This window comes from Paenibacillus ihbetae (assembly GCF_002741055.1).
Lineage (GTDB): Bacteria > Bacillota > Bacilli > Paenibacillales > Paenibacillaceae > Paenibacillus_AQ > Paenibacillus_AQ ihbetae.
This window is the reverse complement of sequence record NZ_CP016809.1, coordinates 753,065-766,133: the sequence shown is the minus strand read 5'-3', so window position 1 is coordinate 766,133 and position 13,069 is coordinate 753,065. Positions and strand designations below refer to the sequence as shown.

The window sequence follows — 13,069 nt, the reverse complement described above, 5'->3', positions numbered from 1 at the left end:
CGGCATGGAGGTTAGTCATGGCTAAATATACGCCGATGATCGAGCAATATTTGAAAGTGAAGGAACAAGCGCAGGACGCGTTTCTTTTTTTCCGTCTGGGCGATTTCTATGAAATGTTTTTTGATGATGCGATTTTGGCTGCCAAGGAGCTGGAAATTACGCTGACCGGCCGCGAGGGCGGAGGCGCCGAGAGGATTCCGATGTGCGGCGTGCCTTACCATTCGGCAGAAGGCTATATTCAGCGTTTGATCGAAAAAGGCTACAAAGTCGCCATATGCGAACAGATGGAGGATGCCTCCGTCACGAAGGGCATGGTCCGCCGGGAGATCGTCCGGGTCGTCACGCCGGGAACGATCATGGAAGGCAAGGCGGTTAGCGATAAATCCAACAACTATATGGTGTGCGTAACGGAGGCCGGGGGTCTTTTGTCTCTCGCCGCATGCGATCTGTCCACAGGGGAGCTGTACGTCACCTCGGTGCCGTTTTCCGAGGAATGGCTGAGGGATGAGATCAATATTTACGAGCCGTCCGAAATTATCGGGGATTCCAAGCTGCTGGAGATCATTGCATCCCAGGCGCTTCCCGGCAGCCGTAACGTGGTGCACACGGCATGGGAACGGCGGGAGGACGGTCTGGTCAAATCCCAATTCGGGGAGGCTGCCTGGGCCCGCCTTGAGGAGGAACGAAGAGCGTGCATATCTCTTCTGATCTCGTACCTGAGCGAAACCCAGAAGCGTTCGCTCGGCCAGCTAACCCAGATCGATTCCTATGAGCCGGGTCAATTCATGGTTCTGGATCCGTTCACCAGACGCAATCTGGAGCTGGTCGAAACGGTGAGGGAGCGGTCGAAGAAAGGCTCGCTGCTGTGGCTTCTGGATCAAACCGAGACGTCGATGGGTGCGAGGCTGCTGCGTCGATGGATCGATAAGCCGCTCTTGTCCCGTGCGCGGATTGAGGAGCGGCTTGAGGCTGTTGAGCATCTGTACAACCAGTACATACTGCGTGAAGATTTGCGGATGGCGCTGAAGGAAATTTATGATCTCGAGCGTTTGGTAGGCCGGATCGCATTCGGCAGCGCCAACGGACGGGATCTGAATGCGCTGAAGCTGTCGCTGCGGCAAATCCCGGCACTGAAGGAGCTGTGCTCGCAGTCAACCTCCAGTACCCTTCGCCGCTTGGCGGAGGAGACCGATACTTGCGAGGAACTGTATCAGCTTATCGAGGATGCCATCGTGGATGAACCGCCGGTTTCGGTGCGGGACGGCGGAATCATCAAGCCCGGCTACCATGAGCGGCTCGACGAGCTGCGGGAAGCGAGCACGAACGGCAAGCGCTGGATCGCGGAGCTTGAAGCGAGGGAGCGCGCCGCGACAGGCATTAAGTCGCTTAAGATCGGTTACAACAAAGTGTTCGGCTATTATATTGAGGTGACGAAATCCAATCTGTCCTCTCTGCCTGAAGGCCGGTATGAGCGCAAGCAGACGCTGGCGAATGCCGAGCGGTTCGTCACGCCCGAGCTCAAGGAGAAGGAAGGATTGATCCTTGAAGCGCAGGAGAAGATGGTCGATCTCGAATATGCCTTGTTCACCGAGCTGCGGGACAAGCTGAATATGCAGGTGTCCAGATTGCAGAAGCTGGCCGAACGAATCGCGGAGATGGATGTGTATCAGTCGCTGGCTGCGGTCAGTGCGGAGCACCGGTTCGTGAAGCCGGAGCTGAGCGAAGGCTATGATTATATCGTCGAAGGCGGACGCCACCCGGTGGTGGAGGCGGTGATGAAGGATGCGGCGTTCATTGCCAATGGGACGGAGCTGCGCAAGGAGGGTTCCTCCATCCTGCTGATAACCGGTCCGAACATGGCGGGAAAGAGCACCTATATGCGCCAGGTTGCGTTGCTGTCGATTCTGGCGCAGATCGGCTGCTTTGTGCCGGCGGAGCGCGCCGTCATTCCGCTGGTAGACCGCATCTTTACCCGGATCGGGGCCGCTGACGACCTGATCGGGGGCCAGAGCACCTTCATGGTGGAAATGGCCGATATTCAGGTCATGACCGAGAAGGCGACTCCGCGAAGCCTTATCATTATTGACGAGCTGGGACGGGGAACCTCCACAAGCGAAGGAATGGCAATAGCCCAAGCCGTGATCGAATACGTGCATGACCATATCGGCTGCAAGGCGTTAGTATCGACGCATTTCCATGAGCTGGCCCATCTGCAGGAAAGCCTGAGCGGGCTTCGCAACTATTCGATGGCCGTTCAGGAGAGCGGGGACAAGGTGCATTTTCTGCGCAAGCTGATTCCTGGCGCCGCCGACAGCAGCTATGGAATATACTGCGCACGGCTGGCGGGTCTTCCGGGCAGCATCATCGATCGTGCCTATGGCCTGCTGCAAGGCCTGGAGCAGGCTTCCTTGGCCGCTGTCGCTTCCGAGCACGGCGCTGCGCTTCAGCGTGCCGAATCTGCGCAAGGAGCCGCCGCGGAGGGATATGTCACTGCGCAGCCGCGCGATATTGTCAGGGAAGCGGTGGAGGGAGCCGAGCCCTTCGCGAAGGCTGGATCAGAGAGCCGTGAGAGCCGCGAAAACGGCAGAACCGGAGAGGTGATTCAGCTCTCGATTTTTGACGATGAGGACGTCAAAGAGCCGCAGAATGCCGTAACCGGCAAGGAACAAGGAGCTTCCGAGGAGGCAGGCGTCTCCGCGTCGCAGGATCCGTCCGTTCGGGCGCTTATCGAAGCGGTGAAGGGTGCAGACCTGATGAATATGACGCCGCTGCAAGCAATGCAGCTATTGAATGATCTGAAGATGAAGGCGAAGGATATGTAGCGGTGAATTAAGACCGAATCCGACTTATAAACGAATCTGACTTGTGATCAAAGCTGCTTTGCAATCGAAGCTGTATCGCAATGAAGCAGCATTGTTCCCGAATGTGCAATGGTGATTTAATCCAATCTGCAGTTTGTAAGATGCATTTGCTATTAAATTAGTGCAAGGAAACGGAGGTAGGGTTTCATGGGAAAAATTCGCGTATTGGACGAGCATATTGCGAACCAGATTGCAGCCGGCGAGGTGGTTGAACGGCCTGCCTCCGTGGTGAAGGAGCTTGTGGAGAACGCGATCGATGCCGGCAGCACGAGGATCGACGTGGCCGTCGAAGAAGGGGGCCTTGACAGCATCCGCGTTACGGATAACGGCTCCGGCATTGATCCTGACGATTGCGAGACCGCCTTCTATCGGCATGCGACGAGCAAGATTGCCGAGGGGCGCGATCTGTTCCAGATTATCAGTCTCGGCTTTCGGGGCGAAGCGCTGCCTTCGATCGCAGCCGTGTCCAAAGTGCGTGTCGTAACGTCGAACGAGCAGGACGGCCGCGGGCGTAAAATCGAAATCGAGGGCGGCAACCTGCGTGTGAACGAAGAAACCGCATCGCCTAAAGGGACGGATTTCCTTGTAAGGGAATTGTTTTACAACACGCCGGCAAGGCTGAAGTATATGAAGACGATTCAAACGGAGCTTGGCCATATATCCGACTATATGTACCGCCTGGCGCTGTCCAGGCCGGATATCGCTTTTACGCTCCGCCATAACGGCAATACCCTCCTGCAGACGCTCGGTAACGGGGATGCCCTGCAGGTCATCGCTGCCATCTACGGCACGCAATCCGCGAAAGCGATGATGAAAATCGAAGCGGAAAATATGGACTATACGCTTCACGGTTATATCAGCCGCCCGGATTTTACAAGAGCCAACCGGAACGGCATGTCCTTGATCGTCAACGGACGTTATATTCGGAACTACGGCCTCATGCAGGCGGTTCTGAAGGGGTATCATACGCTGCTGCCGATCAACCGATATCCGCTCGTCGTGCTTCAGCTGTCGATGCATCCGTCGCTGATCGACGTAAACGTCCATCCGTCCAAGCTGGAGGTCCGCTTCAGCAAGGAGCCGGAGCTGTTCTCGTTCGTAGAGGAAGCGGTCCGGAATGTGCTCCGGCAGGAGATTCTCATTCCGCGTCCGGCCAAGCAAACGATCGGCAAAAGCGATAACGCATTTATCCAGGAACAGCTTAATTTTCCTGCTCCATCCTATGAAGCGCCGAGCCGAGGGGAGCGGGCGGGAATGCCTCAAGAGAGCCTTGGCGGCAGGTCCCAGGCGGAAACTGCTGGCAGTGATTTTCGGCGGGAGTCATCGCCGAAACCTGATTCGCTGCGTGCTTCCATAACGGGTTCTTCGCCTGATTACAAGGACTGGACCGCGCAGCAGCCGCAAATGAGAGAAACGGCTGCGGCGGCCGCATATCCATCGAAGCCTGGCTATGAGGACCGTACGGTGGAACGCAGATCGGCCAATGTGCCGGCCGTCACGAAGGAATGGATGACGGCGGCATCGGGGCCCGCTCCGGACATTCCGCCGTTTCCGGAGCTGACCTATATCGGGCAGCATCATGGAACCTATATTATCGCGCAGAATGAGACGGGCCTGTATCTGATTGACCAGCACGCGGCCCATGAGCGCATTAACTACGAATACTACTATGAGCAATTCGGCAAGCCTGCGGATGCCTCGCAAGAGCTGCTGCTGCCGATCACGCTGGAGTTCACGCCTTCGGAAACGGAGAAAGTGAAGGAACGCCTGCATTGGTTCGAGAAGGCCGGCGTATACATGGAATTTTTCGGAGGGAATACCTTCCTGGTCCGTTCCCATCCGTTCTGGTTCCCAAAAGGCGATGAGAAGGCGCTGATCGAGGAAATGGCTGAGTGGGTGCTAAGCGAGCGGCACATCGATATCGCCAAGCTAAGAGAAGCGTCCTCGATCATGTGCTCCTGCAAAGCCTCGATCAAAGCAAACCAGAAGCTGACCGAGCAGGAGGCGATGATGCTGATCCGGCGTTTGGCCGAATGCCGGCAGCCGTATACCTGCCCACACGGACGACCGATTGTCGTCTCCTTCTCCCCGTATGATTTGGAGAAAATGTTCAAGCGCGTCATGTAACAACAAGGAGGAAATTCATGATTATTACAACTGGAGAAGCGGAAGCGCCGGACATTGTGGAACGCGCCAAGCGCTTAGCCCAGGAAACCGGCTGCCGGTATGTTCCAAGAGGCGGCCAATCGTTAAGAAAGCTGGCCCGCCGGATGGGCGAAGAGGACGTGCTGGTCGTGCTGCACGACCATGTCCGCTTAAGCGGTCCGGATGGGTCGGTCACGGAGTTTCATCCCAGCATGGGCTTTGTAAGGCTGAAGCGAGTGCTCCGCGGCAAACCGGACCCGATGCTGGAGGCTTCGCGCATGGAGGAGGGCGATTCGGTGCTCGACTGCACGGCGGGGCTGGGCGCGGATGCGCTTGTTTTTTCCGGAAAAGGCGGGCCGAACAGCCGCGTGGTTGCGCTAGAGAGCTCTCTGCCGCTGTTCGCCATGCTGAAAGAGGGGCTCAGGACCTATAAGAGCCAGTTCGAGAAGAGTGATGAAGCGATGCGGCGCATTATTGTCAAGCATGGCCATCATTTGGAATATTTGCGGTCGCTGCCGGACCGAAGCGTCGATATCGTTTATTTTGATCCGATGTTCCGTGAGCCGATTACAAGCTCCGACTCCATGAATCCGCTCAGACTTTATGCTAACGGCGAGCCGCTGGATGAGGAGAGCGTGAGACAGGCGGTCAGAGTAGCCCGCAAAACCGTTGTCATGAAGGAAACCCGGTACAGCGGCGAGTTCGAGCGATTGGGCTTTACGGTCATGCCGCGGGGGCAATCGAAAACTACGTACGGAGTGATATCCATTGACAGTTGAATCCAAACCGAGATTGCTTGTCCTGATCGGTCCTACAGCCGTCGGCAAAACAAAACTGAGCATTCAGATCGCCAAGGAATTTGACTGTGAAATTATTTCCGGCGATTCCATGCAGGTATACCGGGGCATGGATATCGGAACCGCCAAGATTACGAAAGACGAGATGGAGGGCGTTCCCCATCACTTGATCGATATCCATGAGCCGGACTACCCTTACTCGGTGGCGGAATTTCAGGAGCAGTCCCAGCGCTTGATTACCGAAATTACGGAGCGCGGCAAGCTGCCCTTCATCGTCGGCGGAACCGGGCTTTATGTCGAATCCGTCTGCTACGGCTACCAATTCAGTGAGAGCGGAGCGGATGAGGAGTTTCGCAAGGAGCAGTTCCGTTATGCCGATGAAAACGGGGCGGAGGCGCTTCACTGGAGGCTAGCGGAAATAGACCCGGAGAGCGCGGAGCGGCTGCATCCGAACGATCTGCGCCGGGTCGTTCGTGCTTTGGAAGTATTCCATGTGACGGGCATCCCACTTTCGTCCCAGTTGGCCCCTCAGAAGAAGGAGTCTCCGTACCGATTATGCCTGGTCGGTTTGACAATGGACAGGCAAATGCTATATAACCGTATTGAAGAACGAATCGATCTGATGTTGCAGCAGGGGCTTGTCGATGAGGTGGCAGCGCTTATGGAGAAAGGGTTCGGTCCCGGGCTTGTTGCGATGCAGGGTCTTGGCTACAAGGAAATCGTTTCGTATCTTCAAGGGGAATGCAGCTATGAGGAAGCGGTGACGCTGCTCAAGCGCGATACCCGCCGGTTTGCGAAGAGGCAGCTATCTTGGTTCCGCCATATGAAGGACATCGAGTGGGTAGACGTCACCGACTCGGGAAATTTTTCTGCGAACTATCAAAAAATCCGTGCTATAATAGCAGGAAAGTTTCACTAATATCTTGAATATATTTTTCAAAACAATCTAAATGAACCATTGGGGGTACGGCTAATGAACAAGTCCATCAACATCCAAGATACGTTCTTGAACCAACTGCGCAAAGAGAACATCCCGGCTACGGTATACCTGACCAACGGCTTTCAGATCCGTGGAACGATCAAGGCTTTTGACAACTTTACCATCGTGATTGACAGCGACGGCCGTCAGCAAATGGTGTACAAGCATGCCATCTCCACGTTCATGCCACAGCGCAATGTTTCCCTGATGCAGGATAACAGCAACGATCAATAAAATTTCACGGATTTTTGCACGATATGATTGGGATTATGTCTCTATTCCTGGATTTCCCTAATTATCGCTGCAATCATGAGGTCATTAGCGGGCCCTGGCTTCTTGGAATGATCGCGTCCTGATTAACTTGAAACTTTTTGGTTTATATTTCGTTTAGTTTATAAGGAGTGCAGAGAGCAACCTGAGAAGGTTGTTCTTTTCTTTCCGAGAGCCTGTACAACGCACAGAGTTTTGATCCCGCAAGGGAGCAAGGAGGGGGACAAATGGCTGGAAGAGATAACGAGATGTCCAGGGTGAACAAAAACAAAGACAACCCGAAGGCATCCAAAGGATCCAAATCAGGGTCAAAGAAGAAGAAAAAAGGCAGAGGCAAGCGGATTGCATGGGCTTTGTTTTTTACGGCGGTTATCGCCATATTTTGCGCCCTGGCAGGGTATTTGTTTATCTTGGTCAGCGGCGAGAAGCTCCTGGAGCAGAATAAGGACAAACTGACCGCTTACGGTACGTCGAAAGTATATGATCGACAGGGCAATTTAATGGGCGAGCTGTCGATTCAGAAGAGCGATCCGGTTGATTACGAGGATATTCCGGAACAATTGGTTAATGCATTTATAGCAACAGAGGATAGAAGATTCTGGGAGCATAACGGCGTCGACATTTGGTCGATCGGCCGCGCTGCCGTGAAGGATATTATGGCCCGTTCCATGGTGGAGGGCGGAAGTACGATCACCCAGCAGCTGGCGAAAAACATTTTTCTGACCCGGGACAAAACCTTCTTCCGCAAAGCGACCGAAATGTCGATCGCGCTGGCATTGGAGCGGAAGCACAGCAAGGAAGAGATCATTGAGATGTATTTGAACCGGATTAACTTCGGCGGACCTTATTACGGCATTAAGGCGGCTTCCGAGCGTTACTTCGGCAAATCGGATCTTAATGAGCTCGACCTGTGGGAAATGGCGACGCTGGCCGCCATGCCAAAGGGGCCTTCCCGATACAACCCGCTGAAAAATCCGGAGCTGTCCAAGGAGCGCCGTGCGGTCGTGCTTACGCTGATGGAGCAGCAGGGCTATATTACGGCCGAAGAGGCGGAGAAGGCGAAGAAAGTCGATTACGACTATACGCCGCCGGAGAGAAAGCAGAAATATACGGCCTTTATCGACTACGTTATGGATGAGGCCGAGGAGAAGTGGGGACTTACCGAGGACGATTTGAATATCGGCGGCTACCAGATCTATACGACGATGGACGCGAACGCCCAGCAGGCGATGGAGGAAGAATTCAACAATCCGGCCAACTTCGAGGAGAGTCCGGATGAGGAGATCGTTCAAGGCTCCATGGTTATCATTAATCAGGAGAACGGCGGGATCGTGGCGATATCAGGCGGCAGAGAGTACATGCGCGGCGGATTCAACCGTGCGACCGACAGCCGTCGTCAGCCGGGCTCGGCACTGAAGCCGATCGTGTCGTATGCGCCGGCTCTGGAATCCGGCAACTTTACGAAGGATTCCAGGCTGAGCAACAAGAAGCAATGCTTCGGAGATTACTGTCCGAACAATCTGCATGGATATTCCGAGACGATCAGCATGCCGGAAGCGATTCAGCGCTCCGAGAACATCCCGGCGGTATGGCTGCTGAACCAGATCGGGGTTAAAACCGGGGTCGAGTTCGCCAAGAGTCTGGGCATCCAGATGACAGAGGCCGACGCGAACCTGTCCCTGGCTCTTGGCGGCATGAATTCCGGAACGAACACGTTCGAGATGGCTCAAGCGTTCAGCGCATTCGCCAATGGCGGCGAGCTGAAGGAAGCTTTCGCCATCAAGGAAATCCGGGACAATAAAGGCAAAGTCGTGCATGAGAATAAGGGAAGCAAGGGCAAGCGTGTCATGAGCGAGTCGACGGCTTCCCAGATGACGGAAATGATGGAGCGTGTCGTTCAGGACGGAACGGGCCGGAATGCCCGGATCAGCCGTCCGGTTGCCGGTAAAACCGGTACGACGCAAAGCGGTTATGAAGGCATCAGTTCCAACCGTGACGTTTGGTTTGTCGGTTACACGCCGGAACTGACGGCGGCCGTATGGATGGGATACGACAAACCGAACAAGCAGCATCTGCTGAAGCGAAGCAGCTCAATGTCCGCAGCGCTCTGGGGCAAGATTATGGAGAAGGCGGTTCAGTCCTATGAGCCGAAAAACTTCCCGAGCACCGAGCCGGCCCCGCCGGTGGTGGAGACGCCGAAGCTGGAGCCTGTCAGCGGCCTGACCGGATCTTATGACGGCGCGAATCAGACCGTCTATCTGAGCTGGAATGGCGTTCAGGGCAGCGGCATTCAATACCGGATTTATCGCCGGGAAACCTCGGAGAGCGAATTCACGCGGATTCTGGATGCGGTGAACAGCACCTCCACGGATGATATGAGCGCGATGGAGGGGCTGACGTACGAATATTACGTAACGGCTTATGACCCGGCAACGGATCAAGAATCCGAGCGCTCGAACGTGCTGCAGATCGCTGCCGTATCCGAGCTGCCGCCGGAGGATCTGGAGCCGGACCCGGGGGATATTGAGGATGTGATCCCACCGGATGAAGGAGATGCCGGCGATGGCATCGACAATCCAAGCGGCGAAGACAATGGCAGCGGCCAAGACAACGGCAACGGTCAAGGCAATGGAAACGGCCAGGGCAACGGCAATGGTCAAGGCAATGGAAATGGAAATGGAAATGGAAATGGTAACGGTCAAGGCAATGGTCAAGGAAACGGCCAGGACAACGGCAGTACCAATCCGCCTGTAGATGGCGGACAGGACGGTGGATCCGGGTCGGATGCAGGTGATGGCACCGGCGGCGAGGATTCTGGAACGATTGAAGGCACTACCGATTCGGGCAACGTCACGACGGTTCCCGGAACAATCGTGGAGCCGGAAGTACCGGCCACCGAGTCTGAACCGAACCAAGTAAGTCCATAATGAACAAAGAAGCCTTCGCGGATAAGCGGGGGCTTCTTTGTTTTGAGTGTGAAACCTAAATGTGGTAAGCTGGGAATACGATATGGGGAGGAAAAGTTCCATGAAACGTAAATTCGGAGATCGGGCAAATTGGCGCCGTATCACCCGCCGGCACTTCACTTCCCGGTATGTGGATTCCGAGCAATTCACAGGGTACCTGACCTTATACACCATATATGGCCTGAAAGAACCATTATGGAAAACCTATGGCAGCCATACATACCGCATTGCGGACAAAGGCTATTCTTGGCTGCAGTATTATCCGAAGGACAGCCATTATATCGTTACGGCCATGTTTGACGACAAGCGAAACATCGTGCAGTGGTATATCGATATTTGCAAGAAGCAGGGCGTAACCGACCAGGGCGTGCCGTGGTTCGATGATTTGTATCTCGACGTTGTGGTCGTCAGCAACGGCGAAGTGTTCCTGCTGGATGAAGATGAGCTGGAGGATGCCCTGAACCGCAATGATATTACCCGCGACGACTATCGGTTGGCCAAAGTAACGGCGAAAGGTCTGCTCCGGGCGATCGATGCGCATGAATTCCCCTATTTCATGATGTCTCTGGAGCATCGGCAGCAGCTATTTCACAACGGCGAATTCAGGAGGAAGTCATAATGCGGCAGGAAATTAACGGAGAAGAGCGGGTTATACGTGCCATGACCGGGAAGAAATTATGGATGAAGAGGGCTTTATATGCGCTGCTCATCCTCGTTGCGGCCGGCGTATTATGGTCAGGGTATGCCTACTGGAAGATCGAAAGCGCCGTCAGCAATCCGGCTGACAAGGCGGATGTTGGCATCATACTCGGAGCATCCATGTGGGGAGAGCAGCCGAGTCCGGGGCTCCGCGAGCGGCTTGAGCATGCTCTCTCCGAGTATAAGGCAGGGCGGTTTCGCACGTTTATCGTAACCGGCGGACTCGACAAGCCCGGCTATCCTTATACCGAAGCGGAAGGGATGCGCAATTATTTAGTTGCGGCGGGTGTGCCGGAGAGCGACATTTATTTGGAAAACAAAGCGACCAGCACCTATGAGAATTTGCTGTACAGCCAGGCAATTATGAAAGAACAGGGATGGAAGACCTCGATCATCATCACGCATGACTATCATGGAACGAGATCGATGGAAGTGGCGGCTGCGCTCGGCTATGAGCGACCGACGGTTTCGCTGACGAAATCTACCGTGCTTCCAATGGCGAAGCATAAATCCAGGGAAGTGCTTGCCTATACGAAATGGACGGCCGATCGGCTTCTGATTGCAGCCGGGCTCCTATGAGGACGAAACTTCTAATAAGCAGGCTGTCAGTAGAATACATTGGAATAGATAGTCAGCCCTTTGGATAAAGAGGTGAGGAGCTATGAACGGGCGAGTAACGGCCGCAAACGGCCGATCTGAAGGACGGCCATCCAGACAGATTAATGTCGTGCTCCGCAGCGCGGAACCTCCGCTTATCAGCAGCGCAGTTCCCGAGCGGGAACCGTCCCCATCGCCAAACCCTGTTTCCCAGCACAGTCTATTCCAGGAAATACAGAAGGAGCTGGATCAGCTTGTAGTTCAAAGGAAAGAGCGATGCTAAAAAGAAAGAAGGTGTTTCCGTTAATTTACGAAGTACATTATGAACATAATTTATCGCTTTCTGAGATATATAAAAAATATGGCTTTAGTCCAACCCATTCTAAATAAGTTCTGAGCGAAGGTAATTGTCAAGACACCATAAAGACTTTATAGACGAGTAGAAATGAATACACGGGCATTTAGAACGTCTGAGAGGCATTTAAGCAAATTAGCCCACCTTTAGAATAAAAGCAATTACATACTTTGTTGTTGCGAGGTGATTTCTTTGGGCGGGAGCCTTAGACAAATAACCATAAACGATTCCCGAATGAACATTACATTTAAATCTCAAGAAGAAGAGAAGGAGTTCATAAAGGAAAAACTAAAGGAATCGTCTATTCAGCCTGAACAGAATGAATCAATTAACCATATATTTCACGAATTAAATTCAATGATCGGATTGGAAAAAGTTAAGGATCTAATTTATGAAATATATGCGTTTTTGCAAATCGAGAAAATGCGGAGTGAGGTTGGATTAAAGGCTGGAGCCCAATCTTTTCATATGTTGTTTAAAGGGAATCCTGGGACAGGGAAGACAACAGTGGCTAGACTGGTTGCTAAGTTGTTTCAGAAGATGGGTTTATTAAGTAAGGGACATTTGATCGAAGTGGAGAGAGCAGACCTTGTTGGTGAATACATTGGACATACCGCTCAGAAAACACGGGATCTGGTCAAAAAGGCTATGGGTGGAGTTCTGTTTATAGATGAGGCTTATAGTTTAGCTCGTGGAGGAGAAAAGGACTTTGGTAAAGAGGCTATAGATTGCCTTGTTAAAGTGATGGAGGATAAGAAGGACGATCTAATAATTATTCTTGCTGGGTATCCCGATGAAATGGCTGACTTTATGGATACCAATACTGGTCTTCCTTCACGGTTTCCAATCAAAATTGACTTCCGAGATTATACTGTTGATGAGCTAATCTCAATTGCTCATAAGATGGTAAAGGAACGTGAATATATCCTCAGTGAAGCAGCGGTGAGAAAACTTAGAGAATTACTGGTCGATGAAAAAAATAATGAGTTCGTATTTAGCAATGCAAGACTTGTTCGGAACCTAATTGAAAAGGCGATACGTAATCAAGCAGTGAGATTGATGAGCAGACATACAAAATTATCTAAACAAGATTTAATGCTAATCCTGCCTAATGATATGGTTGGAACTATGGAGAGTAGCGTAAAAACTGAAAGTATTAGTTCGTGAAAAAAGCCCCTCAAAAGGAATTATATCCTTAAGAGGGGCTTTAGTGTATCTTATGCTGTTTTTCATCTTTTCTGCGTACTCAAAGAACAGGACGATATAGAACAGTTACAAGTGTTTAGAAGTCAGTGCTTTGACCGCAGGAGTATTTACAACTGGATTTCCATTCGGAACTTTTTGTTCTGTTATTGCCTCCACAGCTTCTAATATCCATTGGATACATATTTTCAACACTT

Annotated in this window: 9 protein-coding genes and 1 pseudogene; all 10 read left to right on the top strand. The window is 52.8% G+C overall.

The genetic code is table 11. The features are described from left to right. The first annotated feature begins 17 nt into the window (after positions 1-17). The 10 genes and pseudogenes from mutS to BBD41_RS03445 all read left to right on the top strand — a co-directional run bounded on the left by mutS (position 18) and on the right by BBD41_RS03445 (position 12,836). On the top strand, positions 18-2,822 hold the full coding sequence (gene mutS, locus BBD41_RS03490; RefSeq protein ID WP_077565543.1) for a DNA mismatch repair protein MutS: 2,805 nt from the start codon (positions 18-20) through the stop codon (positions 2,820-2,822). A 186-nt stretch (positions 2,823-3,008) separates the two neighbouring features. Then, complete coding sequence (mutL, locus tag BBD41_RS03485; protein ID WP_099476734.1) at positions 3,009-4,988, top strand: DNA mismatch repair endonuclease MutL; 1,980 nt, start codon at positions 3,009-3,011, stop codon at positions 4,986-4,988. A 17-nt stretch (positions 4,989-5,005) separates the two neighbouring features. Then, entirely contained in the window at positions 5,006-5,785 is a 780-nt protein-coding gene (locus tag BBD41_RS03480) for a class I SAM-dependent methyltransferase (protein ID WP_077565545.1), read from the top strand. Next, positions 5,775-6,722, top strand: coding sequence for a tRNA (adenosine(37)-N6)-dimethylallyltransferase MiaA (gene miaA / locus BBD41_RS03475; RefSeq protein WP_099476733.1), 948 nt, complete (start codon positions 5,775-5,777; stop codon positions 6,720-6,722). The genes BBD41_RS03480 and miaA overlap by 11 nt, the downstream gene beginning before the upstream one ends. Before the next feature lie 54 nt (positions 6,723-6,776). Next, on the top strand, positions 6,777-7,016 hold the full coding sequence (gene hfq, locus BBD41_RS03470) for an RNA chaperone Hfq (RefSeq protein WP_077565547.1): 240 nt from the start codon (positions 6,777-6,779) through the stop codon (positions 7,014-7,016). A 263-nt stretch (positions 7,017-7,279) separates the two neighbouring features. After that, on the top strand, positions 7,280-9,979 hold the full coding sequence (locus BBD41_RS03465; RefSeq protein WP_099476732.1) for a transglycosylase domain-containing protein: 2,700 nt from the start codon (positions 7,280-7,282) through the stop codon (positions 9,977-9,979). Between the two features lie 100 nt (positions 9,980-10,079). Next, positions 10,080-10,637, top strand: coding sequence for a ribonuclease FAU-1 family protein (locus BBD41_RS03460; protein ID WP_077565549.1), 558 nt, complete (start codon positions 10,080-10,082; stop codon positions 10,635-10,637). Beyond that, positions 10,637-11,296 carry a YdcF family protein gene (locus BBD41_RS03455; protein WP_099476731.1) on the top strand — a complete coding sequence of 220 codons (660 nt, stop codon included), beginning with the start codon at positions 10,637-10,639 and terminating at the stop codon, positions 11,294-11,296. Before BBD41_RS03460 ends, BBD41_RS03455 begins: the two co-directional genes overlap by 1 nt. 82 nt (positions 11,297-11,378) lie before the next feature. Further along, positions 11,379-11,573: pseudogene (locus BBD41_RS03450) on the top strand (AAA family ATPase); the annotation flags it as partial. A gap of 330 nt (positions 11,574-11,903) precedes the next feature. Continuing rightward, positions 11,904-12,836 (top strand): AAA family ATPase, encoded by a 933-nt coding sequence (locus tag BBD41_RS03445; RefSeq protein WP_099480453.1) that lies wholly within the window; start codon positions 11,904-11,906, stop codon positions 12,834-12,836. Positions 12,837-13,069: the final 233 nt, after the last annotated feature.

Coding starts and splice junctions, on each gene's coding strand:
- mutS (WP_077565543.1), top strand. CDS start 18: ATGGCTAAATATACGCCGATGATCGAGCAATATTTGAAAGTGAAGGAA.
- mutL (WP_099476734.1), top strand. CDS start 3,009: ATGGGAAAAATTCGCGTATTGGACGAGCATATTGCGAACCAGATTGCA.
- BBD41_RS03480 (WP_077565545.1), top strand. CDS start 5,006: ATGATTATTACAACTGGAGAAGCGGAAGCGCCGGACATTGTGGAACGC.
- hfq (WP_077565547.1), top strand. CDS start 6,777: ATGAACAAGTCCATCAACATCCAAGATACGTTCTTGAACCAACTGCGC.
- BBD41_RS03465 (WP_099476732.1), top strand. CDS start 7,280: ATGGCTGGAAGAGATAACGAGATGTCCAGGGTGAACAAAAACAAAGAC.
- BBD41_RS03460 (WP_077565549.1), top strand. CDS start 10,080: ATGAAACGTAAATTCGGAGATCGGGCAAATTGGCGCCGTATCACCCGC.
- BBD41_RS03455 (WP_099476731.1), top strand. CDS start 10,637: ATGCGGCAGGAAATTAACGGAGAAGAGCGGGTTATACGTGCCATGACC.
- BBD41_RS03445 (WP_099480453.1), top strand. CDS start 11,904: ATGAACATTACATTTAAATCTCAAGAAGAAGAGAAGGAGTTCATAAAG.